Source organism: Bradyrhizobium vignae (assembly GCF_900324035.1).
GTDB classification, from domain to species: Bacteria; Pseudomonadota; Alphaproteobacteria; order Rhizobiales; family Xanthobacteraceae; genus Bradyrhizobium; species Bradyrhizobium vignae.
This window is the reverse complement of sequence record NZ_LS398110.1, coordinates 7,431,094-7,457,311: the sequence shown is the minus strand read 5'-3', so window position 1 is coordinate 7,457,311 and position 26,218 is coordinate 7,431,094. Positions and strand designations below refer to the sequence as shown.

General features: G+C 63.7%; 31 protein-coding genes. 21 read left to right on the top strand and 10 right to left on the bottom strand.

The genetic code is table 11. The features are described 5' to 3' along the window. Nucleotides 1-93: 93 nt before the first annotated feature. From BRAD3257_RS35875 to BRAD3257_RS35865, 3 genes are all read left to right on the top strand, one after another. Nucleotides 94-597, top strand: coding sequence for a pilus assembly protein N-terminal domain-containing protein (locus tag BRAD3257_RS35875; protein ID WP_122405754.1), 504 nt, complete (start codon nucleotides 94-96; stop codon nucleotides 595-597). A gap of 201 nt (nucleotides 598-798) precedes the next feature. Next, nucleotides 799-1,383, top strand: a complete 585-nt coding sequence (locus BRAD3257_RS35870; protein ID WP_122405753.1) for a TadE/TadG family type IV pilus assembly protein — start codon at nucleotides 799-801, stop codon at nucleotides 1,381-1,383. A gap of 23 nt (nucleotides 1,384-1,406) precedes the next feature. Further along, nucleotides 1,407-2,021, top strand: a complete 615-nt coding sequence (locus tag BRAD3257_RS35865) for a TadE/TadG family type IV pilus assembly protein (RefSeq protein WP_164937100.1) — start codon at nucleotides 1,407-1,409, stop codon at nucleotides 2,019-2,021. A 111-nt stretch (nucleotides 2,022-2,132) separates the two neighbouring features. On the opposite strand, the gene BRAD3257_RS35860 is transcribed toward BRAD3257_RS35865, so the two are convergent. The 3 genes from BRAD3257_RS35860 to BRAD3257_RS35850 all read right to left on the bottom strand — a co-directional run bounded on the left by BRAD3257_RS35860 (nucleotide 2,133) and on the right by BRAD3257_RS35850 (nucleotide 4,507). Beyond that, nucleotides 2,133-2,345, bottom strand: a complete 213-nt coding sequence (locus tag BRAD3257_RS35860; RefSeq protein WP_122405751.1) for a cold-shock protein — start codon at nucleotides 2,343-2,345, stop codon at nucleotides 2,133-2,135. A gap of 267 nt (nucleotides 2,346-2,612) precedes the next feature. Next, nucleotides 2,613-2,900, bottom strand: coding sequence for a translation initiation factor IF-1 (gene infA, locus BRAD3257_RS35855; protein WP_024340539.1), 288 nt, complete (start codon nucleotides 2,898-2,900; stop codon nucleotides 2,613-2,615). Between the two features lie 23 nt (nucleotides 2,901-2,923). Then, nucleotides 2,924-4,507 (bottom strand): DEAD/DEAH box helicase, encoded by a 1,584-nt coding sequence (locus BRAD3257_RS35850; RefSeq protein ID WP_122405750.1) that lies wholly within the window; start codon nucleotides 4,505-4,507, stop codon nucleotides 2,924-2,926. Between the two features lie 479 nt (nucleotides 4,508-4,986). On the opposite strand from BRAD3257_RS35850, the gene urtA reads away from it, so the two are divergent. The 15 genes from urtA to BRAD3257_RS35775 all read left to right on the top strand — a co-directional run bounded on the left by urtA (nucleotide 4,987) and on the right by BRAD3257_RS35775 (nucleotide 19,013). After that, nucleotides 4,987-6,315, top strand: a complete 1,329-nt coding sequence (gene urtA, locus BRAD3257_RS35845; protein WP_122405749.1) for an urea ABC transporter substrate-binding protein — start codon at nucleotides 4,987-4,989, stop codon at nucleotides 6,313-6,315. A gap of 83 nt (nucleotides 6,316-6,398) precedes the next feature. Beyond that, nucleotides 6,399-8,006, top strand: a complete 1,608-nt coding sequence (gene urtB, locus BRAD3257_RS35840; protein WP_122405748.1) for an urea ABC transporter permease subunit UrtB — start codon at nucleotides 6,399-6,401, stop codon at nucleotides 8,004-8,006. Next, complete coding sequence (gene urtC / locus BRAD3257_RS35835; protein WP_122405747.1) at nucleotides 8,003-9,169, top strand: urea ABC transporter permease subunit UrtC; 1,167 nt, start codon at nucleotides 8,003-8,005, stop codon at nucleotides 9,167-9,169. The genes urtB and urtC overlap by 4 nt, the downstream gene beginning before the upstream one ends. A gap of 5 nt (nucleotides 9,170-9,174) precedes the next feature. After that, a complete protein-coding gene (urtD, locus tag BRAD3257_RS35830) occupies nucleotides 9,175-9,936 on the top strand; it encodes an urea ABC transporter ATP-binding protein UrtD (protein WP_122405746.1) in 762 nt (253 codons plus the stop codon). Nucleotides 9,937-9,939: 3 nt separating this feature from the next. Then, nucleotides 9,940-10,635: an urea ABC transporter ATP-binding subunit UrtE gene (urtE, locus tag BRAD3257_RS35825; protein WP_122405745.1), complete on the top strand. Its 696-nt coding sequence runs from the start codon at nucleotides 9,940-9,942 to the stop codon at nucleotides 10,633-10,635. A gap of 31 nt (nucleotides 10,636-10,666) precedes the next feature. Beyond that, a complete protein-coding gene (locus tag BRAD3257_RS35820) occupies nucleotides 10,667-11,497 on the top strand; it encodes an urease accessory protein UreD (protein WP_122405744.1) in 831 nt (276 codons plus the stop codon). A 40-nt stretch (nucleotides 11,498-11,537) separates the two neighbouring features. Beyond that, on the top strand, nucleotides 11,538-11,840 hold the full coding sequence (locus BRAD3257_RS35815) for an urease subunit gamma (protein WP_027553946.1): 303 nt from the start codon (nucleotides 11,538-11,540) through the stop codon (nucleotides 11,838-11,840). 110 nt (nucleotides 11,841-11,950) lie between these two features. Continuing rightward, nucleotides 11,951-12,256 carry an urease subunit beta gene (locus BRAD3257_RS35810; protein WP_122405743.1) on the top strand — a complete coding sequence of 102 codons (306 nt, stop codon included), beginning with the start codon at nucleotides 11,951-11,953 and terminating at the stop codon, nucleotides 12,254-12,256. A 57-nt stretch (nucleotides 12,257-12,313) separates the two neighbouring features. Continuing rightward, a complete protein-coding gene (locus BRAD3257_RS35805) occupies nucleotides 12,314-12,853 on the top strand; it encodes an HD domain-containing protein (protein WP_122406939.1) in 540 nt (179 codons plus the stop codon). Between the two features lie 34 nt (nucleotides 12,854-12,887). Continuing rightward, complete coding sequence (gene ureC / locus BRAD3257_RS35800) at nucleotides 12,888-14,603, top strand: urease subunit alpha (RefSeq protein ID WP_122405742.1); 1,716 nt, start codon at nucleotides 12,888-12,890, stop codon at nucleotides 14,601-14,603. A gap of 142 nt (nucleotides 14,604-14,745) precedes the next feature. Next, the gene (locus BRAD3257_RS35795; protein ID WP_122405741.1) at nucleotides 14,746-15,045 is read left to right on the top strand and encodes a putative quinol monooxygenase; all 300 of its coding nucleotides are present in this window, start codon (nucleotides 14,746-14,748) and stop codon (nucleotides 15,043-15,045) included. Between the two features lie 13 nt (nucleotides 15,046-15,058). Continuing rightward, nucleotides 15,059-15,682 (top strand): urease accessory protein UreE, encoded by a 624-nt coding sequence (locus BRAD3257_RS35790; protein ID WP_122405740.1) that lies wholly within the window; start codon nucleotides 15,059-15,061, stop codon nucleotides 15,680-15,682. Beyond that, entirely contained in the window at nucleotides 15,663-16,391 is a 729-nt protein-coding gene (locus BRAD3257_RS35785; RefSeq protein ID WP_122405739.1) for an urease accessory protein UreF, read from the top strand. The genes BRAD3257_RS35790 and BRAD3257_RS35785 overlap by 20 nt, the downstream gene beginning before the upstream one ends. 39 nt (nucleotides 16,392-16,430) lie before the next feature. Continuing rightward, nucleotides 16,431-17,054, top strand: a complete 624-nt coding sequence (ureG, locus tag BRAD3257_RS35780) for an urease accessory protein UreG (protein WP_122405738.1) — start codon at nucleotides 16,431-16,433, stop codon at nucleotides 17,052-17,054. 300 nt (nucleotides 17,055-17,354) lie between these two features. Further along, nucleotides 17,355-19,013 carry a CHASE domain-containing protein gene (locus BRAD3257_RS35775; RefSeq protein WP_122405737.1) on the top strand — a complete coding sequence of 553 codons (1,659 nt, stop codon included), beginning with the start codon at nucleotides 17,355-17,357 and terminating at the stop codon, nucleotides 19,011-19,013. Here the strand turns inward: BRAD3257_RS35775 and BRAD3257_RS35770 are convergent. From BRAD3257_RS35770 to BRAD3257_RS35750, 5 genes are all read right to left on the bottom strand, one after another. Continuing rightward, nucleotides 19,010-19,618 carry a TetR/AcrR family transcriptional regulator gene (locus tag BRAD3257_RS35770; protein WP_162500651.1) on the bottom strand — a complete coding sequence of 203 codons (609 nt, stop codon included), beginning with the start codon at nucleotides 19,616-19,618 and terminating at the stop codon, nucleotides 19,010-19,012. The two genes, BRAD3257_RS35775 and BRAD3257_RS35770, sit on opposite strands and share 4 nt — an antisense overlap. Nucleotides 19,619-19,801: 183 nt before the next feature. Further along, nucleotides 19,802-20,944 carry an OpgC domain-containing protein gene (locus BRAD3257_RS35765; protein WP_122405736.1) on the bottom strand — a complete coding sequence of 381 codons (1,143 nt, stop codon included), beginning with the start codon at nucleotides 20,942-20,944 and terminating at the stop codon, nucleotides 19,802-19,804. Between the two features lie 187 nt (nucleotides 20,945-21,131). Continuing rightward, nucleotides 21,132-21,587, bottom strand: a complete 456-nt coding sequence (locus BRAD3257_RS35760; RefSeq protein WP_162500458.1) for a hypothetical protein — start codon at nucleotides 21,585-21,587, stop codon at nucleotides 21,132-21,134. Nucleotides 21,588-21,672: 85 nt separating this feature from the next. After that, complete coding sequence (locus tag BRAD3257_RS35755; RefSeq protein ID WP_122405735.1) at nucleotides 21,673-22,044, bottom strand: ElaB/YgaM/YqjD family protein; 372 nt, start codon at nucleotides 22,042-22,044, stop codon at nucleotides 21,673-21,675. Between the two features lie 78 nt (nucleotides 22,045-22,122). Beyond that, complete coding sequence (locus BRAD3257_RS35750; RefSeq protein WP_162500457.1) at nucleotides 22,123-23,235, bottom strand: AI-2E family transporter; 1,113 nt, start codon at nucleotides 23,233-23,235, stop codon at nucleotides 22,123-22,125. A 208-nt stretch (nucleotides 23,236-23,443) separates the two neighbouring features. On the opposite strand from BRAD3257_RS35750, the gene BRAD3257_RS35745 reads away from it, so the two are divergent. Both BRAD3257_RS35745 and BRAD3257_RS35740 read left to right on the top strand, forming a co-directional pair. Beyond that, nucleotides 23,444-24,253: a L,D-transpeptidase gene (locus BRAD3257_RS35745; RefSeq protein WP_122405733.1), complete on the top strand. Its 810-nt coding sequence runs from the start codon at nucleotides 23,444-23,446 to the stop codon at nucleotides 24,251-24,253. A gap of 16 nt (nucleotides 24,254-24,269) precedes the next feature. Further along, the gene (locus tag BRAD3257_RS35740) at nucleotides 24,270-24,920 is read left to right on the top strand and encodes a DUF2865 domain-containing protein (protein ID WP_122405732.1); all 651 of its coding nucleotides are present in this window, start codon (nucleotides 24,270-24,272) and stop codon (nucleotides 24,918-24,920) included. Nucleotides 24,921-25,062: 142 nt separating this feature from the next. Here BRAD3257_RS35740 and BRAD3257_RS35735 read toward each other — a convergent pair whose 3' ends face one another. Then, on the bottom strand, nucleotides 25,063-25,515 hold the full coding sequence (locus tag BRAD3257_RS35735; RefSeq protein WP_244607824.1) for a hypothetical protein: 453 nt from the start codon (nucleotides 25,513-25,515) through the stop codon (nucleotides 25,063-25,065). 169 nt (nucleotides 25,516-25,684) lie between these two features. On the opposite strand from BRAD3257_RS35735, the gene BRAD3257_RS40485 reads away from it, so the two are divergent. Further along, nucleotides 25,685-25,840: a Thivi_2564 family membrane protein gene (locus BRAD3257_RS40485; RefSeq protein ID WP_008546817.1), complete on the top strand. Its 156-nt coding sequence runs from the start codon at nucleotides 25,685-25,687 to the stop codon at nucleotides 25,838-25,840. 146 nt (nucleotides 25,841-25,986) lie between these two features. Here BRAD3257_RS40485 and BRAD3257_RS35725 read toward each other — a convergent pair whose 3' ends face one another. Further along, nucleotides 25,987-26,187 carry a CsbD family protein gene (locus tag BRAD3257_RS35725; protein ID WP_162500456.1) on the bottom strand — a complete coding sequence of 67 codons (201 nt, stop codon included), beginning with the start codon at nucleotides 26,185-26,187 and terminating at the stop codon, nucleotides 25,987-25,989. Nucleotides 26,188-26,218 lie beyond the last annotated feature (31 nt).

The window sequence follows — 26,218 nt, the reverse complement described above, 5'->3', positions numbered from 1 at the left end:
GTTCACGAATTGGAGGCAGGTTGGCCGGGTCGGGCACCGGCTCCGCTGTTATCTCATCGCTTCTGCCGGTTTGTGACGTCCCGGGGTAAGAGTATGCGTAAAGAATTACTGCGCCGTCATGCGCGCGTCTGTCTTCTGGTTGCCGCCGCGGTGCTGGCATGGCCGGCCGCTGGCCTTGCCGAGCCTACCGCCGACATCATCGCCGTCAATGTCGATCAGGCCAAGCTGGTGCGGCTGCCCGGCAAGGTGGCGACCATCGTGGTCGGCAATCCCCTGATCGCCGATGTCACGCTCCAGCCGGGCGGCATGATCGTCGTGACCGGGAAGGGCTATGGGGCCACCAACTTCATCGCGCTCGACCGGGGCGGCGAGATTCTGGTCGACCGCCAGATCCAGGTTGAAGGCCCGAGCGACCGGCTCGTCACCGTCTATCGCGGGATTGAGCGCGAGTCCTACAGCTGCGTACCGCTTTGCCAGCGTCGCGTGACGCTCGGCGACAGTGACACCTATTTCAACAACACGATGAGCCAGGCCGGCTCGCTCAGCAGCAGTGCCAGCAGCGGCGGTGGTGCCGGTGCGGCCGCCAAACCCAACTAGCCGACCGGCGGGTCTGCCGGGGGATCCCCGCCAGGCTGCTTGCGGATTCGCGCGCGGCGCGTTTCCGCGCTTCGGTTGGCGTCAGGTTAACGCATTCCTAACGGCGCGGTCCGCCGGACGCGGATCGCTTGAAACATTTAGACAATCAGTTTCCGCTATTGAACGGGCAGATGATCGCCCGTTGCTGGGGAATTTGACCTTATGCCATCGCCCGCACCTACGAGGTTCACGCTCCGGAAAGCGCTGGCCCGGTTTCGTGGCAACCGCCGCGGCTCCGCAGCCGTCGAGTTTGCGCTGGTCGCACCGATGTTCTTCGCGCTGTTGTTCGCCGTCATCGAGACGGCGCTGATGTTCTTCTCGAGCCAGGTGCTCGAGACCGTCGCGCAGGACTCGGCGCGCGCGATTCTGACCGGCCAGGCGCAGGCGCAGGGCGGCTCGGTGGCGGCCTGTCAGACCACCCCCAACACGGTCTCTGCTTGCGATCAGACGACGTTCAAGACCTATGTCTGCAGCCAGATTCCGGCGCTGTTCGATTGCAGCAAGCTTTACGTCGACGTTGTCAGCACCAGTTCCTTCGGCGCGCTAAGCCTCACCAACTATGGCAATTCCTGCAACTTCAATCCCACCTCCGGCATGCAGTACAATGCCGGAACTTCCGGTCAGGTGGTCGTGGTGCGGCTGTTCTATCAATGGCCGCTCTTCGTCACCGGCCTCGGCTACAACATGGGATGCAGCAACAAGCGGCTGATGGTGGCGACCGTGGCGTTCAAGAACGAACCCTTCTGAGGCAGATGGATCTGAGCGGACCGATGCAGGCGATTGCGAATATCTGGAGGAATGCACGTTGCTTCGTGCGCGACTTCGTCGCCGACAAGCGCGCGCTTGCGGCGACCGAATTCGCGGTCATCGTACCGCTGATGCTGGTGATGTTCTTCGGCACCGTCGAGTTTTCGTCTGCCGTGGCGATCGACCGCAAAGTCACGTTGATTGCACGGACACTGTCCGATTTGACGTCGCAGTCGACGACGCTCGCCGATGCCGACATGCAGAACACGTTTACGGCAAGCATCTCGATCGTCATGCCTTACGACGCTACCCTCGTGAAGGGCACGATCTCCCAGATCTACATCGATGCCAACAGCATCGCCACGGTCCAGTGGAGCAAGGCCGGCACCATTGCGAGCGGCGCGACACAAGCCACGCTGGTGACCTCGGCTCGGAAGGCCGGGGACAAGGTCACCACGATGATTCCCCCGACGCTCTTGATTCCGTCGAGCTATCTCATCCTGAGCGAGGCCAACTACACTTACACGCCGGCAGTCGGCTACGTGTTGAAGTCGAGCATAACGCTGGGCGATCTCTCCTACACGCGGCCGCGCCAGGTCGCCTGCGTGCCTTACAACGGCGTGCCGTCGACGTGTTGAATTTGCGAGCCGACCCTGGAATGAAAAAGGCCGTGCGTCACGCACGGCCTTTTTTAGTTGCTTTGTTTGCTCTGCCTCGCTCGAGCCGGTCGGGGCTCAGGGCCGGCGGGCTCAGCTCGCAGCGCGGAGATTGTCCGCCGCCGACTTGCCGGAGCGGCGGTCGGACACGATCTCATAGGAGATCTTCTGGCCTTCGCGCAGCGAGCCGAGACCGGCGCGCTCCACGGCGCTGATGTGGACGAACACGTCTTGGCCGCCGTCGTCGGGCTGAATGAAGCCATAGCCCTTGGTTGCGTTAAACCACTTCACGGTTCCCATGCTCACGGGGGTAGTCCCTTCTCAGATAACACAATGTCGAAGCCCGCTCGCACGGGCAGGTTAGATCGAATTTCTGGAAGGGTCGTCAGCGTGTCTGAACCGGCTGTACCGGTGGATGCTAATGTCGTCCGGCCGAAAATCGATTAATTCATTTTATCGGAAACAGGGGCCCGAAACAATCCGGACGTGCACGATTTTTTGATCCGCCGTGATGTCAACGGCAGATCATCATACAGGTCGGAGTTTTATCTCGCGCCCCCGCGCCGTAGCCGACTAGCGGCGGCGGAACTGGCCGCCACGCTGTCCGGGACGGGGCGGTCCGCCCGCCGTGCTGGGGCGTTCGTCCTTGTGGCGGAAAATCAGCCGGCCCTTCTCGAGGTCATACGGCGACATCTCCACTGTCACGCGGTCGCCCGCGAGCGTCTTGATGCGGTTCTTCTTCATCTTGCCGGCGGTATAGGCAACGATCTCGTGTCCGGCGTCGAGCTGCACGCGGTAGCGGGCGTCGGGGAGGATTTCGGTGACCAGTCCTTCGAACTGGATCAGCTCTTCCTTAGCCATGAATTTCTCCAGGTCGTGGACGGCTAGTGCGAATAGGGTTTGCGGTTCGGTTGGCTGTTTGGCCGACTCTCGCGGCGCAAAAAGGCAACGCCTTGTATCCCATCAGGCGTCCCGGCGCTATGCGCGGAACGCTGTTCCGGACGGTCGACAGGCGATGAGTGCATCTTACCACCGGACCGGCGGCGGCGAGAACCCTTGGACGCATTCGGGCCGCTGCCGGGCCGTCCGTCAGCATGCCTTGCCTCGGCGTGCCGGCCTTCACCGTGCCTGCCGTCGCCTTGCTTGCCGGCACTATGGTGGCGCCCATCGGCATGCCGTTCGTCGCCACGCCGCCCGTCGCCATGCCGTGCGCCTTTTGGGCGCTGGCCGGGACGGCCGCCTGGCCGGCCCTGTCGTTGCTGCGACGGGGCGGGGCCGGCATCGCGGCGGCCGGCGTCGGTGCGATGGTCCTCCTGCGGCAGGGCCACGCGGATCAGCCGCTCGATGTCGCGGAGATAGCTGAGTTCCTCGCCGCCGGCGACCAGGGAGATCGCGGTGCCGTCGGCGCCGGCACGCGCGGTGCGGCCGATGCGGTGGACGTAAGTTTCCGGCACGTTGGGCAGGTCGAAATTGATGACGTGGCTGATGCCGTCGACGTCGATGCCGCGGGCGGCGATGTCGGTGGCAACCAGGGTGCGGATCTCGCCCGAGCGGAACTGGGCGAGCGTGCGCTCGCGGTGATTCTGCGATTTGTTGCCATGGATGGCGTTGGCAGCGATGCCGGCCTTGGCCAGCGTCTTCACCACCTTGTCGGCACCGTGCTTGGTGCGGGTGAAGACCAGAGCGCGGTTGATCGTTTCGTCTTGCAGCAGCTTGGTCAGGAAGGCGGGCTTGGCCGAGAAGTCCACCTGCAGGATACGCTGGTTGATCCGCTCGGCGATCGAAGACACTGGGGTCACCGCGACACGGGCGGGGTCCCGCAGCATGGAGTCCGCGAGCTCGGCGATATCCTTGGGCATGGTGGCCGAGAAGAACAGCGTCTGCCGCTTGATCGGCAGCTTGGCGACGATTTTGCGGATGTCGTTGATGAAACCCATGTCGAGCATGCGGTCGGCCTCGTCGAGTACGAGGAATTCAACGCTCGAAAGCCTCAAGCCGTTGCTATGCACGAGGTCGAGCAGGCGGCCGGGGGTGGCGACCAGTACCTCTACGCCCGGCATCAGGGCGCGGACCTGGCGGCCCATCGGCACGCCGCCGATGGCGAGCGTCGAAGACAGGCGGATATGGCGGCCATAGGCATTGAAGCTGTCAAGGATCTGGCCGGACAGCTCGCGGGTCGGCGACAGCACCAGGACGCGTGCTGTCTTGGGCTGCGGCTTGATGCGGTTCTCGAGCAGGCGATGCAGGATCGGCAGCGCGAAAGACGCGGTCTTGCCGGTGCCGGTCTGGGCGATACCCACGACGTCGCGGCCGGTCAGCGCCAGCGGGATGGTCTGGGCCTGGATCGGGGTCGGGGTGACGTAGTTTTCTTCTTGGAGGGCACGGGAAATGGGATCGGCCAGGCCGAAGTCCTGAAAGGAAGTCAAAAGAGGGGTTCTTTCCATGTCAAAAGCGGACGCCCGGCGCATTCAGCGCGGCGCGCGCAAAAGGGTGTCGAGAAGACACCTGCGTGTTTGGGGTGTCGGATGGCTTGGGTGATATGGGGCAAGCCAGAGGCCCGGAGGGGCTTAAGAACACGCGGCTCGCTACGACCCCTTGATTCGCAAGAGGTCTCCGCCGCTTATATGGAACATCGAGGAGGCGCTTTCAAGGCAACTCGGTCTCAAACAGCGGTTGCGGCGCAGAAATAGTGATGCCGGAAATTTAGCCAGATTTGGTAATTTGCTCAGAAAATAGCCTGCATGCCGCTTTCGCATACATTTAAATTGCCTGTAGTTTAGGCGGAATGACTGCGGCGAAACTTGGATTTCTGGCGATTTTATAAGTAGAGTCAATGAGTTGATGGGTGCTCAGTCCATGGCATGGTTCTTGCGATTCCGTTAATCGCAGGCGGCCATGGGGCCGTTTCGCAGCGTTTTCACGTCTGCGTCAGGGAGATGAGACACTCATGTTTAGCAAATCCACCCACGATATCGCGGCGTCATTTTGCCGCCGCGGCGTGCTCGCCGCGACGGCCGGACTGGTGCTTGGTCTGGCTTCATTGACTGGCGCGAAGGCCGCGGACGGCACCATCAAGGTCGGTGTACTCCACTCCCTGTCCGGCACCATGGCGATCAGCGAAACCACGCTGAAGGACACCATCCTCTTCCTGATCGACGAGCAGAACAAGAAGGGCGGCGTGCTCGGCAAGAAGCTGGAGGCCGTCGTCGTCGACCCCGCGTCGAACTGGCCGCTGTTCGCCGAAAAGGCGCGCGAGCTGATCACCAAGGACAAGGTCTCGGTCGTATTCGGCTGCTGGACCTCGGTGTCGCGCAAGTCGGTGCTGCCGGTGTTCAAGGAGCTCAACAACATCCTGTTCTACCCCGTGCAGTACGAGGGCGAGGAGAGCGAGCGCAACGTGTTCTACACGGGTGCCGCGCCGAACCAGCAGGCGATCCCCGCCGTCGACTACCTGATGAAGGAAGAGAAGGTGAAGCGCTGGGTGCTCGCGGGCACCGACTACGTCTATCCGCGCACCACCAACAAGATCCTGGAAGCCTATCTGAAGTCCAAGGGTGTCGCCCAGGAAGACATCATGATCAACTACACGCCGTTCGGTCATTCCGATTGGCAGACGATCGTGGCCGACATCAAGAAGTTCGGCTCGGCCGGCAAGAAGACCGCGGTGGTCTCGACCATCAACGGCGACGCCAACGTTCCCTTCTACAAGGAGCTCGGCAACCAGGGTATCAAGGCGAAGGATATCCCGGTCGTCGCGTTCTCGGTGGGTGAGGAAGAGCTCGCCGGCATCGACACCAAGCCGCTGGTCGGCCACCTCGCTGCCTGGAACTACTTCGAGTCGATCAAGACCAAGGACGGATCGAACGAGAAGTTCATCAAGGACTGGCAGGCCTACACCAAGAATCCGAAGCGCGTGACCAACGATCCGATGGAAGCGCACGTGATCGGCTTCAACATGTGGGTGAAGGCGGTCGAGAAGGTGAAGTCGACCGATCCGGACAAGGTGATCGATGCGCTTCCCGGCATCGAGGCGCCGAACCTGACCGGTGGCGTGTCGAAGATGCTGCCGAACCACCACATCACCAAGCCGGTGTTCATCGGTGAGATCAAGGCCAACGGCCAGTTCGACGTGGTCTGGAAGACCCCCGGCCTCGTCGCGGGCGACGCCTGGTCGAAGGAGCTCGAGGGCTCCAAGGACCTGATCGGCGACTGGGTCGGCAAGAAGTGCGGCAACTTCAACACCAAGACCAACAAGTGCCTCGGCTCGGGTTCCTGATCCCGACCTGACGCCCATTGCACGACCGGAGAGGGCGGCGATCCGGCCGCCTTCTCCACTCATTTCTGCCGGGGTCATTCACAGTGCCAGCCCATCTGTCTGCCCGTCTCTGCTCGCTTGCACTCTCGTTGTTGCTGATCGCGTTCGCGCTGCCGGCCTTCGCCGGTCCGTTCGAGGATGCAGTCGCCAAATTCGCCAATGACGATTTTTCCGACACGGAAGAGGCGATCGGTGTGGTCGCGGGCAGCGGCAACAAGCTGGCCTTTCCGATCATCAGCGCGCTCCAGGACGGCCGCCTCATGGCGGATCCTGACAGCAAGAAGGTTTACGTCACCGGCACCGACGGCAAGTCGATCGATGCCGCGACCGGCGAGACCGTTGCCAGCGTTCCCGACAGCGCGAGCGCGGTTCGCCTCAACAACCGCCTGCGCCGCAGCGTCGATGCCGCGCTCGGTAGCCTGACGCTGCAGTCGCCGGACGTCGGGACGCGCCTGCAGGCTGCGCAATCCGTCTTCAAGTCGCATGAAGAGACCGCGCTCGAGGCGGTCGATGCCGCGCTCGCCAAGGAAACCAACCGATCCGTCAAGGCCGCGCTCGGTGAGGCCCGCGCGGCGATCCTGCTGTTCAAGTCCGATGCGACCGAGGTCGAGAAGCTCGAGGCGGTGGCAACCCTCAAGGCGCGCGGCGACCAGGAGGCGCTGGCGCTGCTTACCGGCATGGGCGACCAGCCGGCGTCGGTCACCAAGGCCGCCACGAGCGCGATCGGTTCGATCCAGAACTCGCTCGCGGTCTGGTCCATGGTGCAGAATGCCTGGTACGGGCTCTCGCTCGGCTCGGTGCTGCTGCTCGCCGCGATCGGGCTCGCCATCACCTTCGGCGTGATGGGCGTCATCAACATGGCCCACGGCGAAATGGTGATGCTAGGGGCCTACACCACCTTCGTGGTGCAGGAGGTGATCCGCAGCCGTTATCCAGGCCTGTTCGACTATTCGCTGCTGATCGCCGTGCCGCTCGCCTTCCTCGTCGCGGGCGCGATCGGCGTGCTGATCGAGCGCAGCATCATCCGCTTCCTCTACGGCCGGCCGCTGGAGACGCTGCTCGCGACCTGGGGCCTGTCGCTGGTGCTGCAGCAGGCGGTGCGCACCATGTTCGGTCCGACCAACCGCGAGGTCGGCAATCCCTCCTGGATGAGCGGTGCGTTCGAGCTCGGCCAGATCACCATTACCTATAACCGGCTCTGGATCCTTCTCTTCACGCTCGCCGTGTTCGCGATCCTGCTCGCGATGCTGCGCTACACCGCGCTCGGCCTCGAAATGCGCGCGGTGACGCAGAACCGCCGCATGGCGGCTTCGATGGGCATCGCCACCTCGCGCGTCGACGCGCTCACCTTCGGCCTCGGCTCGGGCATTGCCGGCATCGCCGGCGTGGCGCTGTCGCAGATCGACAATGTCAGCCCCAATCTCGGCCAGAGCTACATCATCGACAGCTTTATGGTCGTGGTGTTCGGCGGCGTCGGTAATCTATGGGGAACCCTCGTGGGCGCCTTCACGCTCGGCATCGCCAACAAATTCCTTGAGCCGGTCGCCGGCGCGGTGCTCGGCAAGATCGCGATCCTGGTTCTCATCATCCTGTTCATTCAAAAGCGGCCGCGCGGCCTGTTCGCGCTCAAGGGCCGTGCGGTGGAAGCATGACCCCTCACATGCTGACGCGATCGCTGGACCGCGGCGCGACGATCTTCCTCGCGATCGTCGCGGCCTGCGGCATCCTCATCCCGCTCTCCAACCTGCTGCTGCCCGCGGGCTCGTTCCTGCAGGTGCCGACCTATCTCGTCGCGCTCTGGGGCAAATATGTCTGCTACGCGATCCTGGCGCTCGCGATCGACTTGATCTGGGGCTATTGCGGCATCCTCTCGCTCGGCCACGGCGCCTTTTTCGCGCTCGGTGGTTACGCCATGGGCATGTACCTGATGCGGCAGATCGGCACCCGCGGCGTTTACGGCAACCCGATCTTACCCGACTTCATGGTGTTCCTGAACTGGCAGAAGCTGCCCTGGTACTGGTATGGCTTCGACATGTTCTGGTTCGCAGCGCTGATGGTGCTGGTCGTGCCCGGCCTGCTCGCCTTCTGCTTCGGCTGGCTCGCCTTCCGCTCCCGCGTCACCGGGGTGTATCTCTCGATCATCACGCAAGCGATGACCTATGCGCTGCTGCTCGCCTTCTTCCGCAACGATTTCGGCTTCGGCGGCAACAACGGCCTGACCGACTTCAAGGACATTTTGGGCTTCAACGTGCAGGCGGAGGGCACGCGTGCCGCGCTGTTTGCGCTGAGCTGCCTGGCGCTGATCATCGGCTTCCTGATCTGCCGCGCCATCGTCTCGTCCAAGCTCGGCAAGGTGCTGATCGCGGTGCGCGACGCGGAATCGCGCACGCGCTTCCTCGGCTACCGCGTCGAATCCTACAAGCTGTTCGTGTTCACGGTATCGGCCTGCATGGCCGGCGTCGCCGGTGCGCTCTACGTGCCGCAGGTCGGCATCATCAACCCCTCGGAGTTCGCGCCGGGGAATTCGATCGAGGCGGTGATCTGGGTCGCGGTCGGCGGCCGCGGCACGCTGGTCGGCGCCGCGCTCGGCGCCGTCGTCGTCAACTACGCCAAGACATTCTTCACCTCGGGCGTGCTCGCGCCGTACTGGCTGTTCATGCTGGGCGCGCTGTTCATCCTGGTGACGCTGCTGCTGCCGAAAGGCATCGTCGGCACCTTCAACGCCTGGTGGGCCTCGACCAGGGAAAAAAGCACCGCTGCAGCCATTGCGAGCGCCGCGGCCGAAAATGGCGTCGAACCCAAGATGGCGGAGTAGGCGCAATGAACGTCATGGATACCCGCGCGACCTCCGCAATGCTTTACCTGGACGGCGTGCACGTCTCCTTCGACGGCTTCCATGCCATCAACAATCTGTCGCTGACGCTCGAGCCCGGCGAGATGCGCGCCGTCATCGGCCCGAACGGCGCCGGCAAGACCACGATGATGGACATCATCACCGGCAAGACCAAACCCGACGAGGGCACCGTGCTGTTCGACGGCGTCACCGACCTGACGCGCCTCGACGAGACCCGCATCGCCGAGCTCGGCATCGGCCGCAAATTCCAGAAGCCGACCGTGTTCGAGAGTCAGACAGTGCAGGACAATCTGCTGCTGGCGCTCAATGTCGATCACTCCGTCCGCGGCACGCTGTTCTGGCGCGGCAGCAAGGCGGAATCCGAGCGGATCGACAAGGTGCTGGAGACGATCCGCCTCACCGACGCCCGCAACCGCCTGGCCGGCAGCCTCAGTCACGGCCAGAAGCAGTGGCTCGAGATCGGCATGCTGCTGGCGCAGGACCCAAAACTGCTGCTTGTCGATGAACCCGTCGCGGGGATGACCGACGTCGAGACGCATCTCACCGCCGAGCTGCTGAAGGAGATCAACAAGACCCACACCGTGATGGTCGTCGAGCACGACATGACCTTCGTGCGCGAGCTCGGGGTCAAGGTCACCTGCCTGCACGAAGGCACGGTGCTCGCGGAAGGTACCATCGACCAGGTCTCGGCCAACGAGCGGGTCATCGAAGTCTATCTGGGACGCTGAGCCATGCTTGAGGTCAAGGACATCAACCTGTTCTACGGCGCGGCGCAGGCGCTGCGCGGTGTCTCGATTTCGGCCGCGCCGGGCAAGGTGACTTGCGTGCTCGGGCGCAACGGCGTCGGCAAGACTTCGCTGCTCCGCGCCATGGTCGGGCAATATCCGATCTCCTCGGGCGCGATCGTGCTCGACGGCAATGATATCACGGGCTTGAAGCCCTACGAGCGGGCGCGCAAGGGTATTGGCTTCGTGCCGCAGGGCCGCGAGATCTTTCCGCTGCTGACGGTCGAGGAGAACCTCAAGACCGGCTTCGGCCCGCTCAAGCGCGAGGACAAGCACATCCCGGACGACGTGTTTTCGCTGTTTCCGGTGCTGCAATCCATGCTCGGCCGGCGCGGCGGCGACCTCTCCGGCGGCCAGCAGCAGCAGCTCGCGATCGGCCGCGCGCTGGTGATGCGGCCGAAGCTGCTTCTGCTCGACGAGCCGACCGAAGGCATCCAACCCTCGATCATCAAGGACATCGGCCGCGCCATCTCGTACCTGCGCAACCTCGGCAACATCGCCATTGTGCTGGTCGAACAATATCTCGACTTTGCCTGCGAACTCGGCGACAGTTTTGCCGTGATGGATCGCGGCGCGGTGAAGTTCACCTGCGACCGCTCCAATCTCGACGCGAGCGAGATCAGCCGCCAGATGGCGCTGTAAGCCATTCTGTCGCAACCGGCTGGGGAGGCGGATGCGCAGCGACGTTTCAACCACGTCAGGGGTTTTCGAGGCGAACCGCGCCCGCGGCGCGGTGCGGTTCGACGTGCACGCACGTGACGGCGTGACGCGACGCGGCACCTTGCATGAATCCGGTTCGCTCCGTGTCCGCTTTCCGTCCCCGGAAGATCAGGGCCTGTCCGGCGTGTTCGTCAACACCGCCGGCGGAGTCGCCGGCGGTGATCGCTTCGACATCGAGATATCGGCGGCGGATCGCGCGCGATTGACGCTGACGACGGCGGCGGCGGAGAAGGTCTATCGCGCGCCGGGGCCCGCGGCGCAGCTCAATATCTCGCTCAAGGCCAGCGCAGGCGCGCATTTGTCCTGGCTTCCGCAGGAGACGATTCTGTTCGACCGCGCCCGCGTGCAACGCCGCTTCGACATCGCGCTCGACGAGACTGCCTCGCTTCTGCTTTGTGAGATTGTCGTATTCGGCCGTACCGCCATGGGCGAGCGGATGGAGCAGGGCGAATTTGTGGACCGCTGGCGGATGCGCCGCGCCGGCAAGCTGGTGTTCGCAGAAACCGTCCGGCTCGACGGCGATATCGGCGCAAAGCTCGCGCGATCCGCGGTCGCCAGAGGCGGCGCGGCGATTGGCACGGCCCTGATCGTGCCCGGTGACGAGGCCTTGGTCGAACGCATTCGGGAAGCCTCGGAGTCTTGCTCCGGCGAGGTCGGAATCTCGGCATGGAATGGCTTTGCAATGGCGCGGTTCTGTGCCCAAGATGCTGCGCGCTTGCGCGCCGACATGATGGCCGCGCTGGCGCGCACCGGCGCGGCCCTGCCACGGCTCTGGCTGAACTGATGATTGGCTGAATTGACGTGTTGAACGGAAGAGATTTCGCATGAACCTGTCTCCCCGCGAAAAGGACAAGCTTCTGATCTCGATGGCGGCGATCGTGGCGCGCCGCAGGCTGGACCGCGGCGTCAAGCTCAACCATCCCGAAGCGGTTGCGATCATCTCCGATTTCATCCTCGAAGGCGCCCGCGACGGCCGCACCGTCGCCGAACTGATGCAATCCGGCGCGCAGGTCCTGACCCGCGACCAGGTGATGCCGGGCATCCCCGAGATGATCCATGACATCCAGGTCGAGGCGACCTTTCCGGACGGCACCAAGCTCGTCACCGTGCACGAGCCGATCAGGTAACTAGAATTCACCATTCCGGGGCCCCCGCAGGGCGAACCGGAATCCAGAGGTTTTGGTTTCGAGAATCCGTGTTCTCGCTTCGCGAGCCCCGGAATGACGAGGAGGATAGAATGATTCCGGGCGAACTCTTCATCCAGAACGGAGAGATCGAGCTCAATGCCGGCCGCAAGACCGTGACGCTGACGGTCGCCAACACCGGCGACCGGCCGATCCAGGTCGGCTCGCACTACCACTTCTTCGAGACCAACCCGGCCCTGAAATTCGATCGCAAGAAGTCCCGCGGCATGCGCCTCGACATCGCCGCCGGCACCGCCGTCCGCTTCGAGCCCGGCCAGACCCGCGAAGTGCAACTCGTCGCCATGGCGGGGAAGAAGACGATCTACGGCTTCCGCGGCGACGTCATGGGGAAGCTGTGACCTCCACAGGAACGAGCGCGGCGCGGCACGGTTGAGACCGAAATGGAGGTCCTTGCCATGCTGTCACCCGTTTGTCTCGTCTCGGAAGCTGCCGAGCTTGCCGCACGCCGCCATAACGGCATGGCGCGAAAAGGGCGCGGCAACGATCCTTACATCAACCATCTCGCCGAGGTCGCGAACCTGCTCGCCACCGCGACCGAGGGCGCCGACGCCGAGTTGGTCGCAGCCGGCTGGCTGCATGATACGATCGAGGACACCGACACCACGCGCGAGGAGCTCGCGCAGATATTTTCGGAGCGTGTCGCTTCACTCGTCGTCGAATGCACCGACGACATGAGTTTGCCGAAGGCCGAGCGGCGGCGCCTTCAGGTGCTCGAAGCGCCGAACAAGTCCCCTGGCGCCAAGCTGATCAAGATCGCGGACAAGATCAGCAACACAGAGGCGCGCATTCAAACCGACCCGAGTGCCGAGGAACGCGACGATCTCGCCGATTACGTCGCGTGGGCCACGCAGGTCGTCGCCGGCTGCCGTGGCGGCAATGCGTGGCTCGACACGAAGTTCGACGATGCCGTGAAAGCAGCGAGGGCGCTGCTGTGACCCACCAGACATTCAAACGCAAACGGGGCTTGTGATGTCCGTCAAGATGAAGAGATCCGTCTATGCCGACATGTTCGGCCCGACCACCGGCGACAAGGTGCGCCTCGCCGACACCGACCTCATCATCGAGGTCGAGAAGGATTTCACCACCTACGGCGAGGAGGTGAAGTTCGGCGGCGGCAAGGTGATCCGCGACGGCATGGGGCAGTCGCAGGTCACCAACAAGCAGGGCGCGGCCGACACCGTCATCACCAATGCGCTGATCGTCGATCACTGGGGCATCGTGAAAGCCGACGTCGCCATCAAGGACGGCATGATCTCGGCAATCGGCAAGGCCGGCAATCCCGACATCCAGCCCGGCGTCACCATCATCATTGGTCCGGGCACGGATGTGATCGCGGGCGAAGGAAAGATCCTCACGGCCGGCGGCTTCGACAGCCACATCCATTTCATCTGCCCGCAGCAGATCGAGCACGCGCTGATGAGTGGCGTCACCTCGATGCTGGGCGGCGGCACCGGCCCGTCGCACGGCACCTTCGCCACCACCTGCACGCCCGGCCCCTGGCACATCGCGCGGATGATCCAGTCGTTCGATGCCTTCCCGGTCAATCTCGGCATCTCCGGCAAGGGCAATGCCTCGCGGCCCGCGGCGCTGGTCGAGATGATCAAGGCCGGTGCCTGCGCGCTGAAGCTGCACGAGGATTGGGGTACGACGCCGGCCGCGATCGACAATTGCCTGTCGGTGGCCGACGATCACGATATCCAGGTGATGATCCACACCGACACGCTGAACGAATCCGGCTTCGTCGAGGACACGATCAAGGCGTTCAAGGGCCGCACCATCCACGCCTTCCATACCGAGGGCGCCGGCGGCGGCCACGCCCCCGATATCATCAAGGTGGCCGGCTTGAAGAACGTGCTGCCGTCCTCGACCAACCCGACGCGGCCGTTCACGCGCAACACCATCGACGAGCATCTGGACATGCTGATGGTGTGCCACCATCTCGATCCCTCGATCGCGGAAGATCTGGCCTTCGCCGAAAGCCGTATCCGCAAGGAGACCATCGCCGCCGAAGACATCCTGCACGACCTCGGCGCGCTCTCGATGATGTCCTCGGATTCCCAGGCCATGGGCCGCCTCGGCGAGGTCATCATCCGGACCTGGCAGACCGCGGACAAGATGAAGAAGCAGCGTGGCTCGCTGCCGCAGGACAAGGGCAAGGACAACGACAATTTCCGCGTCAAGCGCTACATCGCCAAGTACACGATCAACCCCGCGATCGCGCATGGCGTGTCGAAGCTGATCGGCTCGGTCGAGAAGGGCAAGCTCGCCGATCTCGTGCTGTGGTCGCCGGCCTTCTTCGGCGTCAAGCCGGACTGCATCGTCAAGGGCGGCACCATCGTGGCTGCGCCCATGGGGGATCCCAACGCCTCGATCCCGACGCCGCAACCGGTGCACTATCAGCCGATGTTCGGCGCCTTCGGCAAGGCGAGGACCGCGTCCTCCGTCGTCTTCACCTCGAAGGCGGCTGTCACCGGCGGCCTGGCGCGAAAGCTCGGGATCGAGAAGAAGCTCTATGCGGTCCAGAACACCCGCGGCAAGATCTCCAAGAAGAGCATGATCCACAACGACGCCACGCCCGATATCGAGGTCGATCCGGAGACCTACGAGGTCCGTGCCGATGGCGAGCTGTTGACCTGCGCGCCCGCCGAGGTGCTGCCGATGGCGCAGCGATATTTCATGTACTGAAATAGCGCCTCGACGCATGTCCCGCGAGTATATTCGGAGTGCGTGTCCGGGGACGGCTTTTGCCGTTTTGCGTTCGGTCCCGCCTGGTCTAATGTCCCGCCCGGTATCGTAACCTCTAGAAGAAAAGCCGGGAGGATTTCTCGTGATCTACGTCGTCGCCACCCTGACCATCAAGCCCGAGACGCGCGCCGAATTCATTGCAGCCGCCACCGCCTGCATCAAGGAAACGCGGAAAGAGCCCGGCAACATCGCCTATGATCTGCATGAGAGCGTCACCGATCCCAGCAAGATGGTATTCGTCGAGCAGTGGGAGAATGCCGAGGCGCTCGTGCCGCATCGGACCATGGAGCACATGAAGACCTTCGGTCGCGTCGCGGTGAAGTGCTTCACGGCGCCGCCGAAGATCGAGGTGATCACGCCCGAGAAGGTCGAGACACGGTAACGAGGTAAGACGCATGATCCGGGCGACGCAGGTCAAGGGACAGCACCGCTTCACGGAAGCGCCGGCGGACACGGTCGTGCTCGATTTCGACGATCGGCACCGCCGCCGCATGGCGATGACGGGCACGCGGGGGCTCGAATTCCTGCTCGATCTGGAGCACGCCGTCGCGCTGCGCGGCGGAGATGCGCTGGTGCTGGAGGACGGAAGACTGATCGAGGTGGTGGCGGCGCCGGAGCCGCTGCTGGAGATCCGCGGCCGCGATCCGCATCACCTCATCCGCGTCGGCTGGCATCTCGGCAACCGTCATTTGCCGACGCAGATCATGGCCAAGGCCCTGCGCGTTCGTCGCGACCATGTCATCGAGGCCATGGTGAAGGGCCTCGGTGCGCGCGTGATCGAGATCGAGGCGCCGTTCGATCCCGAAGGCGGCGCCTACGCCGATGCCGGCCATGGGCACGACGATCATGCGCACCACGGTCACGGCCATCACGATCACCATGATCATCACGGCCATGGTCACCACCATCATGATCGTGCCGCGCATGACCATAGCCACGAGCACCACCATCACCACGACGAGCATTGCGACCATCCCGACCATCACCACGGCCACACCCATGCTCATGACCACAAATGAGCCGGTCGGCGTCGGTGACCTCGCCGAGGGTGAGGCGGCGGCGCTGTACCGGCTGATGACCTGGCTGTCGCCGGCCTTCCCGGTCGGTGGTTTTTCCTATTCCAGCGGCCTCGAATGGGCGATCGAGGCGGGCGACATCACCGACGTGACGACGCTGGCGGATTGGCTCGATGCGATGCTCGGCGACGGCTCCGGCTTTTGTGACGCGACGTTTCTGGTCCACGCCTATCGCAGCACGGAAGCGGACGAGACGACGGCTTTGAACGAGATCGCCGAGCTCGCCGCCGCCTTCGTGCCGTCGCGCGAGCGGCAGCTGGAGACGACCTCGCAGGGCCGCGCCTTCATCGATATCGCCCGCGCCGCGTGGGATGCCGACGGGCTGGATGCCACGATCGCGGCATGCAGCACGCCGCTGGTCTATCCGGTCGCCGTCGGTGTTGTTGCGGCGAGGCACGCCGTTCCGCTGGCACCGACGCTGCACGCCTTCCTGCATGCGCTGGTCTCGAACTGGATTTCCGCGGCCAGCCGGCTCATTCCGCTCGGCCAGACCGATAGCCAGCGCGTTCTGGTGAGACTGGAAGCCGCCGTCGCCGCGACCGCCAATCGTGCGCTGAATACGACATTGGACGATCTCGGCAGTGCCACCTTCCGCGCCGATCTCGCCAGCTTGCGGCACGAGACGCAATATACGCGGCTGTTTCGTTCGTGACCTGTGCGGCCTTTAACCCATCAAGAGAGAGCGAGTTACATGTCGAAATCTCACGGCCCCTTGCGTGTCGGCGTCGGCGGCCCGGTCGGATCGGGCAAGACCGCGCTGATGGACCTGCTCTGCAAGACCATGCGCGAGCGCTATGACATTGCCGCGATCACCAACGACATCTACACCAAATGGGATGCGGAGTTCCTGGTGCGTTCGGGATCGCTGACGCCGGACCGTATCGCCGGCGTCGAGACCGGCGGCTGTCCCCACACTGCGATCCGCGAGGATGCCTCGATGAATCTCGCTGCGGTCGCGGACATGCGCGCGAAATTTCCGGGGCTCGATCTCGTTCTGATCGAGTCCGGCGGCGACAACCTCGCTGCCACTTTTTCTCCGGAGCTGGCCGACCTCACGATCTACGTCATCGACGTCGCCGCCGGCGACAAGATTCCGTCCAAGGGCGGCCCCGGCATCACCCGGTCCGACCTCCTGGTCATCAACAAGACCGACCTCGCGCCCCATGTCGGCGCCTCGCTGGAGAAGATGGAGACGGACGCCAGGCGCATGCGCGGCGAGCGTCCTTTCGTGATGACCAACCTCAAGAAAAGCGAGGGCCTCGACCGGATCGTCGGCTTCATCGAGACCAAAGGCGGCCTGAAACGACAGGGCTGACCGGACGCGACCACTTGGCGCAGGCGTTTTTCGCCGTTAACGCCCGGGGCAACGCCGTAACCGCGGAACAAATTTCGGACACGGCGATTAACTACCTCCGGCGCGCGGGGGCGAATTCATCCCGTCCAGACCATCGGCCGGGCGGATTAAGCTTCTCAGGCGACCCAAGTTGCGTACCGATGCCTCCTCCTCCATTATCTCCGGCACTGGGGTTCACCCTGTTTCGGCAGATGGCCGTTCGGGCGGCGTTCATATGCTCCGTGTTTATTGCCGACCTCCTGCTTTCGCCTGAGTAGTCGCGTGGTCAGGCTGGGCTTCATCATCGGCTTCATCGCTCTGCTGGGAGCCTTGCTCTCCGGGCTTGCGGCCTACCGCGTCCACGACCAGGAGCTGGCGCTGGATCGGATCGCGCTCGCGCGCGCGATCGACGTTCATGCGAGTCTGGTTCAGGACCGCCTCACCGAGCGGGAGCTGCTCGCGCGTGTCGCCTCAGGCCTGTTCCGCGCGCCATCCGTGATCAAGCCGAACATGCTGGAGCCGCTGCGCTCGGCGATCTACGCCTTCAAGACCGATTTCGTGGTGGCCGGCTGGATCGCCCGGCTGAAGCCGAACGAGCTTGCGGCCGCGCAGACCGCCATTGCCGGCGCCGGCTTCCCAAATCCGCAGCTTCGCTCCTATGACGACAAGCCGATCAATACGGCCGAAATCACCCAGCCGATCGACGTGCTGATGGACCTCGAGCCACGCAGCAACGAGACCAAGACGCTGCCCGGCCGCAGCTACGATCAGGATCCGGTTCGCAGCGCGATGCTGACGCGCGCGCGCGCCGAGAAGAAGTCGGTTGCCTCCGATCCGGTGCCGTTGGTCGGCGGGAACGGCGCGATCGGCATCATCGTGGCTGCGCCCGTCATTCCCGAGGGAGCGATGGAGCCGGCCGGGTTCGTCACGTTTTCCTACGAGCTCGCCTCGCTGATGCTGACCAATGATGACATGTCGTTGTTCGCGGTCGCGCTTAGGGATCCGCGCAAGGAAGGCGGCGAACTGATCGCCAACGATCAGGGTGTGGTCTCGACACGCATGATGGCGGACGGACCGGCGCCCTCGGCGACGCGCACGGTAAGCTTCGGCGGCCGTGATTGGCAGCTCGGCTATTACGCGAAGACCAACTCGATGCGCCGCGCCGAGCAGACCGCGATCATCGTGGCGGCGATCGGATTTGCGATCACGGCAATGGTGTGCGGCCTGTTCGGTTATGTCGCCTACAACAATCTGCGGCTCAGCCGGGAGATCCAGGTCAGAATCGGCTTCGAGCGCCGGCTGACCGCCGTCATCGACGAGCTCAACCATCGCGTCAAGAACATCCTCGCGGTGATCCAGTCGATCGTGACGCGCACCTTGCGCCATGGCTCGGATATCGACATCGCGCGCGAGCTCTTGATCGGACGCATCCACGCCATGTCCAACGTGGTCTCGCTGCTCAGCGAGAGCCAGTGGCAGGGTGTCAAGCTGAAGGGCCTGTTCGAGGCGCGCGCCATCCCGCATGCCGACCGCATCGCCGTCACCGGTCCTGATATCGCGGTCAGCGCACGCGCGGCGCAGAGCCTCTCGCTGCTGTTCTTCGAGCTTGCCTCGCATTCCGACGAGGGTCTGTCGCTGGTTGGAAAGCATCCTCACATCACCGCCACCTGGACGGTGACAGGCGACGAGGGCGACGAGGTGTTCCGTTTCCGCTGGGAGGAGTTCAACACCAGCGAGGCGACGCGCCGGCCCGACTCCGATTTCGGCCTGATCCTGCTCGACCGCGTCGCGCCCGAGGCGTTAGGGGGCACCGCCAAGCGCTTCTTCACGGACGTTTCCTACGTCTACGAATTGACCGCGCCGATGGAGACGGTGGTCGACATGACCGAGCGCGACCGCACCGACAAGATCTCGGCGCCGGTCAGGCCTGTGCGCAGCTAACCCTTCGGCCGCAACACGAGGTTGACGAGGTTACGTGCGTAAGCCGGCGTGACCGGCGCGATGCCGAAGACATAGCGATAGAAGAGGCTGCCATAGATCGCGTCGTAGAGATCCTCAGGAAGCCCTTCGGCCAGAATGCTGCCATCCTTCTGGCCCGCGGCGATCATCTCGACCAGCAGGTCGCGGCGGAATTGCAGATAGCGCGCGTAGAACAGCTCCGCCGAGCCGGTCTTGGAGATGCATTCGGAGATGACAGCGAGCTGGACCCTGCCGAACTCGCCCTGGAGTGCTTCGGCATAAGCGGCCGCATGGCGGCGCGCGCGCGCCGCGGGGCTGCCGGAGCTTGCCGGGGGCAGGGGCAGCATCTGCGCGGCGTGGTGAAGAAAGGCGTCGATCAAAAGCGCCTCGCGGGACGGCCACCATTTGTAGATCGTCATCTTGGAGACCCCGGAGTGCCGCGCGACCGCGTCGATGGTGGTGGCGGCAAGGCCGGTGGAGGCCATCAGCGCATAGGCACTTTCGAGAATGGCGTTGCTGGTCTCGATCGACCTTGGTCGGCCGCGCCGGGGCGCGCTGTCAGCCTCGTCACCCCCGCCTTTCCCCATCGCCACGCCCGGTCTCCTCACGCAGAGTTCCGGCATAGCGCAGCCGCCGCCTTCGGCCTAGCAGAATCGCACGATTCTTCTTCTAAAGCGCGATGAGATTTGGATGAATCGTCATCGCGCTTTAGCTTGTTGTTTACGCATGATCTTTCCGAAAAACCGCTTCGCACTTTTCCGGATCATGCTTTAGGCCTGTTGCCGCAGGGCCGCGGGCAGGTCCTGCCGCTTCGACCAGGTGATGTAATAGGCGAGTGCGGTCATCGCGGCGAAGCCCGCAAGGCTCACGACGATCTGCATCACGATCAGGTTGGGGCCGGTGATCAGGATCAGATGGCCGGCGAAGGACAGGAACACGCCGACGCAGAACACGGCAAGCCATTCCTCACCGCATCTGATGACCGCCTGAAGCGGCTTCAGTTGCAGGCCAGGATGATCGGCCGGAATGAGATGGGTGGCGACGAGCGCGAGGGCTAGGAAGTGGAGCACGCGATAGGGTGCGAGATTTTCCTTGTCGGTCGGCGCGATGTTGTTGAGCAGCAAATCGGGCAGGTAGGCTGACAGCGCCGGCGAATGGCGCATCAGGGTAACCGCCATCGCGAGGACGAGGTACGCGCCTGCGAGGATCCGCAGCCAGATCATGCCGCGCAGCATGCGCCCCGATGCGCCTGTGACGGCAAACCAGCCGCCCAGCACCATCAGCATCTGCCAGCACAGCGGATTGAAGGTCCATTCCTGGTCCGGATAGACCCGAAAGTTCCAGTCGAACCAGCGAGCGGCGACGTACAGCGCGATTGATGCCGCCAGCGTCAGGTTCGGCCATCGCAGCAGGCCCCACAGCACGAGCGGAAAGAACGTCATTAGCGGGATCATCAACTGCAGCAGGTCGAGGTTCAGCGGCTCTTCCTGGAGCACGAGACCACGGATCAGGATGCGCAGCGGGTGCTCGAGAATCCCCGAGATGTTGTATTCGTGGATGATCTCCGGCGCCATCGATTGCGAGGCGACATAGGCGATGGTGTCGATATAGATCACGAACAGCACGACATAGGCAGCGTAGAGCCGCCAGACGCGGCGAAAGATCCGCGTCGCCGCGACCACGTAGCCGCGCTCCAGCGCCATCCTGCCATGGATGATGGCAACGCCGTAGCCCACCACGAACACGAAGAGATCGGCCGCGCCGCTGAAGCCGAAGTTGCGCAGCGTCAGAAGGTTGACGACGTTGTGCGGAATGTGGTCGACGAACACCGACCAATTGGCGATGCCGAGCGTCAAATAGAGCCTGGCGTCGTGCTGGAATGCGGCGAGGTTCGCCTTGACGGACGGTTTCATTGAGTAAAATAGCTTTGGGAATCAGGGTGATGCTTTTACCGGCAACCGTCTGCCCATCCGAGTAGCGTTTCCGTGAACGGCAGGCATTCGTGCCGGACGGCGCAAAATTGCGCGGCGTCGCCTGAGTCGATTTCAGATGGATGCGCTCGCAGGACCTGCGACGAAATTTTCTAACCCATTCTGACCGTTACTCGGCAGGTTCGGCCGACACCTCGTCGGATGCACCGGCGCGGCTCGCCAGGATACCGAGGGCGACACCGCCAATCGCCAGGATCGGCAACAGCCGCTTGATCCCGATGGCGCGAACGATCTGAAGTCCGGTGGCGAGGAGCATCGGATCTGCAAGCATGCTCTGCGCCGCCGACTTCGCGGCCCGCTCGGCCGCGATCTGGGCACGCTTCTTCACCTCGCGCTTGTAGCCCCAATAGGACCCTGCCGCGGCGAGGGTCAGCAGGAAGAAGATGCCGGCGCCGGTAAGACAGGCCTGCACCGGGCCATATTTCTGCAGCACCGAGATGAAGGCGGCGGCGCAAAGGAAGCATGTCGTCACCAACAGCGCGAAGGCCGCGCCTGCGGCAAGGGAGGTCAGCCGAACAGTCGTGCCGGTGGATGCACTGATCCCGTCGATGATGCGCTGAAACATGGCCTTGCTCCTCAAATCCCCCACAAGCCGAACCGCCACACGCCGGCACCGGCGGCGCCGCCATCTCGAGCTCCGTTCCGCAAACCTACCGGCGCCAGGCGACGCCGATCAGGAAACCAATGCCGAGCGCGAGTCCGACGGTCGCGAGCGGCCGCTGTGTGATCGCCTCTTCCAGCGTCTCCTCGATCGAGCCATAGGCGTCCTGTGCTGCCTCCATCATCGCGCTGCCGCGCTCCGACATGTCGTCGATCGTGGAATCCATGTTCTCGCGCGCCTGGCGGTAGCCGCGGCGAGCCTGCCTGCTAGTGGAATTGGCGAAGGTATTGAGTGCGTCGGTGATCTGCTCGGTGAGGGCGGCGATATCGCTTTTCACGGCTGCTACATCCTTCTCGAGGCGTTCTCTGGTGGCTTTGTCGGTCCAGTCTCTCATCCCGGCTTCGGCATTGCTCGTGGACATCGGGAGCTCCAAACTGTTGACGGCTGAGATGTGCGGAGAACGTTTCGTCGACGGGTAAGTTCCGTTCGCTGAAACCGCTCAGGCCTGCGGCAGCTGCGGCGAATCGGCCGGCAACAGATGCTCCTTGAGGATCAGACCAACGATCAGGAGCGGCGACGACAGGAATGCGCCCATCGGGCCCCACATCCAGGTCCAGAATGCGAGCGCAAGCAGAACCGCAAGCGCGTTCAGCGCCAGCCGCCGGCCGATGATGGTCGGGGTGACGAAGTGTCCCTCCAGGAAGGTGAGGCCGCTGAAGGCGAGCGCGGCCATCAGGCCGCCGCCGATGGTCGGGAAGGCGACCAGCCCGACGACGACCAGCACCGCGAACATCGCCACAGGCCCGATGATCGGGATGAAATTGAGCGTTGCCGCCAGCGCGCCGAGCCCGGCGGGATTGGGCATTCCGGTGAGCGCGCAGATGAGGCCGGTGCCAACGCCCACACCGATGTTGATGACGGTCACGGTCAGGAGATAGTTGCCGAGATGGACCTCGATCTCGTTGAGGATCCGCAGCGTGCGCAGCCGCGCGTCATGGTCACTGAAGGTCATGATCATGGCCCGCCGCAGGTCGCGCCAGCTTGCGATGAACAGAATGAGGGTGACGAAGAACAGCACAAATTCGGTAAAGGTCGGTGACAGGAATTCCAGCGTTGGTTGCACCCACTCGAACTTCGGAATCTGAAAGTTAGGGAATTGCTCCGACCCGCCGACCATGCCTTGCAGCTCGCGCCACAGCGCCAGCGGCCGGTCGAACACGTGCAGCTTGTCCCTCAGTTGCGCGCCGAGCTCCGGCAGGCGCGTGCTCCATTCCATAATCGGCGAGGCGATCAGCGCGAAGACGAACGCGACCACCGCAGTCCCAGCGACCACGATCAGGACGGCTGCGAGCGCGCGCGGCACCTTGCATCGCTCGAGCAAGCTCGCCGCCGGGGACAGCATGGTGCCGATCACGAAGGCCATGACCACGGGCAGGAAGAATGCTTTTCCGGCATAGAGCACGGTGGCGATCGCAATCAGCAGGAGGCCTGCGAGTGCGAAAGCGATGAACTCGGTGCGGCGGATGACTGGCGGCAGCTCACCGTGGCTGTCGGGAAGCGGTTCGCTCTCGCTGTTGCCGGAAATCAGGCGTTCACTGGGAAGGACGCGCACAATATCTCTCCCGCACGGAAACGCGATCCGCGCGCCCATTGACGACCTCACAACGCGTGGACGGCGTGCCGGTTCCATCGCGCCTTCGTGAATAGCCGCTCGCTTGACTGTGACGTCGCTGCCGCACGCTGCGCCGGAACTTCGATCCAGCCGGCGGAGTTTGTTGGGCAGCGCATCACCCTGATGCACATATCCAACGGGGCAGCACATGAAAAAGTTGTTTGCAGTCCGTCGCAGCTTCTCGCCGCGCGCTGTTACCGCATTCGTTTTCGCAACCGCTCTGCTCGCAGTGCCCTTAGGGACGGCGAGCGCGCAAACGTTCGGCTACGCGCGAATCCAGCCGTGGGCGTACCCGCAGGACCAGGGTTACTCTCATGACGGCTTCAACGAGACGCCGCAGGCCGCCGACGAGGACGCCCAATTGCCCGATCGGCTGCGCAAGCAGATCGTCAGCTTCGATAGGAGCGAGCCGGCCGGTACCATCGTCATCGATACCAACAATACCTATCTCTATTACGTTCTCGGCAATGGCCGCGCGATCCGCTACGGCGTCGGCGTCGGCCGCGAAGGTTTTACCTGGTCCGGCGTGCAGAGCGTCAGCCGGAAGGCCGAGTGGCCGGACTGGTATCCGCCGGCCGAAATGATCGCGCGTCAGCCCTATCTGCCGCGCTTCGTCGCCGGCGGCCCCGGCAACCCGCTCGGTGCGCGTGCGATGTATCTCGGCTCGAGCCAATACCGTATCCACGGCACCAACGATCCCTCGACCATCGGCAAGTTCGTTTCGTCCGGCTGCATTCGCTTGACCAACGAGGACGTCATCGACCTGTTCAATCGCGTCAATGTCGGCACCAAGGTCGTGGTGCTGCCGAAGAACGCTCCCTTGATGGCCAAGGGAGGCGATAAGGGAGGCGATAAGGGAGGCGACAAGGCCGTCGACCCCGTGCGCAAGCGTCCGGCCGCGACGACGTTGCCGTCGGGCAGGCAGGCGTTGAACATCACGACATCGGCCGTCAACTAAGCATGAGCGAGGTCCTATGAGCAGACGCCTGGTTGGCAAAGTGGTTGGCGGTACGGTGATCTTGATCGCCGTCTCCGCTGGTCTGGTGTCGGCACCGTCGGCGCATGCGGAGGATTTCTTCTCGGCATTGTTCGGCGGCTTCCGGATGCGGCCGCCGCCGGAGATCCGGATGCCGTTCCCGACCGACGACATGCCGCGCTATGACGCGCCGCGCCAACGGGCCTCCTATGGCGGCGGCACGGCCTATTGCGTGCGCGGCTGCGACGGCCGCTATTTCCCGGCGCAGGGAAGCGACGCCGAGAGCAAGGCGCAGTCCTGCAAGAGCTTCTGCCCGGCGTCGGAAACCTCGCTGGTCTACGGCAGCAATATCGACGACGCCATGACGGAGACTGGAAAGTCCTATTCCGACCTGCCGAACGCGTTCCGCTATCGCAACGAGATCGTCGCGGGCTGCACCTGCAACGGCAAGGACCCCGTCGGTCTCGCCCAGATCAAGGTCGAAGACGACCCCACCCTGCGCAAGGGTGACATCGTCGCGGGTGCCGGCGGCCTCGTGGTCGCCAGCCGCAATGCCAACGACGGCCGCGGCGTCGCGATGAATTTTTCGCCGTTGCCGGCGTCGGTGCGCGCCAAGTTCCGCCAGGTCCCGGTGGTGGCGAAGGAGTAGGGACGCGGGCGTTGGCTAAGTTGCCGCGCTAGCAGCCTTGCAAGGCTTGTCGTCCCGGACAAGCGCGCCAGATCCGGGAATCATAGCCACAGGGCGTGTTCGGCAAAGCCTCGGAGTTGCCAGCTCGCGCGCCAATTGTCCGCTATGGCTCCCAGATCGGCGCTCCGCTCGAGACAACGCTACGCGTCGCCGGAAGCTGCGCTTGTCCGGGAGGACACCGATCGTGTTGCGCCGGCGTACCCTTCGCACGTGCCAGGGCGGGCATCAGCTCGTCGCGGATGCCGCGGATGTATGTCTCGACGTCCTTGTCCATCTGGATGTCGGAGGTCACCTGACGGCTGCTGGTCGAGCGGTCGGAGCGGATGTTCGCCATCGCCTTGAACACATCGGCGGAGATCGCTGCTACCGCGACGATCCGGTTCGCCTGCTGAAGCCGGCACCATGAATTCCATGCACTGATCGAGAAGCCGATCACGACGACGAGTGCGGTGGACAGGATCACCGCTTTCAGCAGCGTGGAGACGTTCGAACTTCGAGCGACCAAAGGGATGTATGCAGCAAAGGCGTCGGCCAGCGGCAGGCGCTCGAATCGCATTTGGCCCCAAAAGGCTAGAAACTTAGACAGTAATAGTGCCGTACAATTACAAGCGGAATCGCGCCGCCGACAGAAATACAAAAGATTTCAATAGGTTGCCAGGATGGAACCGGCGCGCTCTGCGAGCGTTAGGACAACGTCAGCAACTTGCCTGAAGGGGGAGCCAGCGATGCTGGTCGGTGTACTCGTCACCTTTCTCGTCGTCATTCTGGTGCTTTATCTCATCAACATGCTGCCGATGGATGGTCGCGCCAAACAGATCGCGCGCGTGATCGTCATCATCATCGGTATCGTGTCGCTGCTGAAATATCTCGCGGTGTTCTAACGAGACGCGGAGCCCGAATGGAGCTTAAAGCGAAATCCGGGTCATGCCTCATGCTGCGAGGGTCCCGGATTACGCTTCTGCTCCGTCCGGGCTGCGCTTCCTCGAACGATAAGCCCCGGTGTGAGCCGGGGCTTCGTCATGCTGTGTCAGTGTAGCGACTTCAGCCAGTCGTCGACGTCTTTGCGAACCTGGTCCTTGGCCTTGCCGTAGCGTTCCTGGAGCCGGCCCTCGAGCTGCTCGCGGCGGCCCTCGATCAATCGGAGATCGTCGTCAGTGAGCTTGCCCCATTTCTCCTTGGCCGATCCCTTGAACTGCTTCCAGTTTCCTTCGATGCGATTCCAGTCCATGACCATCTCCCGTGGTTGATGGCCCGACAAC

Coding starts and splice junctions, on each gene's coding strand:
- BRAD3257_RS35745 (WP_122405733.1), top strand. CDS start 23,444: ATGAAAAAGTTGTTTGCAGTCCGTCGCAGCTTCTCGCCGCGCGCTGTT.
- BRAD3257_RS35865 (WP_164937100.1), top strand. CDS start 1,407: ATGCAGGCGATTGCGAATATCTGGAGGAATGCACGTTGCTTCGTGCGC.
- BRAD3257_RS35725 (WP_162500456.1), bottom strand. CDS start 26,187: ATGGACTGGAATCGCATCGAAGGAAACTGGAAGCAGTTCAAGGGATCG.
- BRAD3257_RS40485 (WP_008546817.1), top strand. CDS start 25,685: ATGCTGGTCGGTGTACTCGTCACCTTTCTCGTCGTCATTCTGGTGCTT.
- BRAD3257_RS35815 (WP_027553946.1), top strand. CDS start 11,538: ATGAACCTGTCTCCCCGCGAAAAGGACAAGCTTCTGATCTCGATGGCG.
- BRAD3257_RS35770 (WP_162500651.1), bottom strand. CDS start 19,618: ATGGGGAAAGGCGGGGGTGACGAGGCTGACAGCGCGCCCCGGCGCGGC.
- BRAD3257_RS35820 (WP_122405744.1), top strand. CDS start 10,667: ATGCGCAGCGACGTTTCAACCACGTCAGGGGTTTTCGAGGCGAACCGC.
- BRAD3257_RS35810 (WP_122405743.1), top strand. CDS start 11,951: ATGATTCCGGGCGAACTCTTCATCCAGAACGGAGAGATCGAGCTCAAT.
- urtE (WP_122405745.1), top strand. CDS start 9,940: ATGCTTGAGGTCAAGGACATCAACCTGTTCTACGGCGCGGCGCAGGCG.
- urtD (WP_122405746.1), top strand. CDS start 9,175: ATGAACGTCATGGATACCCGCGCGACCTCCGCAATGCTTTACCTGGAC.
- urtC (WP_122405747.1), top strand. CDS start 8,003: ATGACCCCTCACATGCTGACGCGATCGCTGGACCGCGGCGCGACGATC.
- BRAD3257_RS35870 (WP_122405753.1), top strand. CDS start 799: ATGCCATCGCCCGCACCTACGAGGTTCACGCTCCGGAAAGCGCTGGCC.
- BRAD3257_RS35785 (WP_122405739.1), top strand. CDS start 15,663: ATGCTCATGACCACAAATGAGCCGGTCGGCGTCGGTGACCTCGCCGAG.
- BRAD3257_RS35740 (WP_122405732.1), top strand. CDS start 24,270: ATGAGCAGACGCCTGGTTGGCAAAGTGGTTGGCGGTACGGTGATCTTG.
- BRAD3257_RS35765 (WP_122405736.1), bottom strand. CDS start 20,944: ATGAAACCGTCCGTCAAGGCGAACCTCGCCGCATTCCAGCACGACGCC.
- BRAD3257_RS35790 (WP_122405740.1), top strand. CDS start 15,059: ATGATCCGGGCGACGCAGGTCAAGGGACAGCACCGCTTCACGGAAGCG.
- ureC (WP_122405742.1), top strand. CDS start 12,888: ATGTCCGTCAAGATGAAGAGATCCGTCTATGCCGACATGTTCGGCCCG.
- BRAD3257_RS35760 (WP_162500458.1), bottom strand. CDS start 21,587: ATGTTTCAGCGCATCATCGACGGGATCAGTGCATCCACCGGCACGACT.
- BRAD3257_RS35755 (WP_122405735.1), bottom strand. CDS start 22,044: ATGTCCACGAGCAATGCCGAAGCCGGGATGAGAGACTGGACCGACAAA.
- BRAD3257_RS35875 (WP_122405754.1), top strand. CDS start 94: ATGCGTAAAGAATTACTGCGCCGTCATGCGCGCGTCTGTCTTCTGGTT.
- urtA (WP_122405749.1), top strand. CDS start 4,987: ATGTTTAGCAAATCCACCCACGATATCGCGGCGTCATTTTGCCGCCGC.
- infA (WP_024340539.1), bottom strand. CDS start 2,900: ATGGCTAAGGAAGAGCTGATCCAGTTCGAAGGACTGGTCACCGAAATC.
- BRAD3257_RS35735 (WP_244607824.1), bottom strand. CDS start 25,515: ATGCGATTCGAGCGCCTGCCGCTGGCCGACGCCTTTGCTGCATACATC.
- ureG (WP_122405738.1), top strand. CDS start 16,431: ATGTCGAAATCTCACGGCCCCTTGCGTGTCGGCGTCGGCGGCCCGGTC.
- BRAD3257_RS35850 (WP_122405750.1), bottom strand. CDS start 4,507: ATGCGCCGGGCGTCCGCTTTTGACATGGAAAGAACCCCTCTTTTGACT.
- BRAD3257_RS35805 (WP_122406939.1), top strand. CDS start 12,314: ATGCTGTCACCCGTTTGTCTCGTCTCGGAAGCTGCCGAGCTTGCCGCA.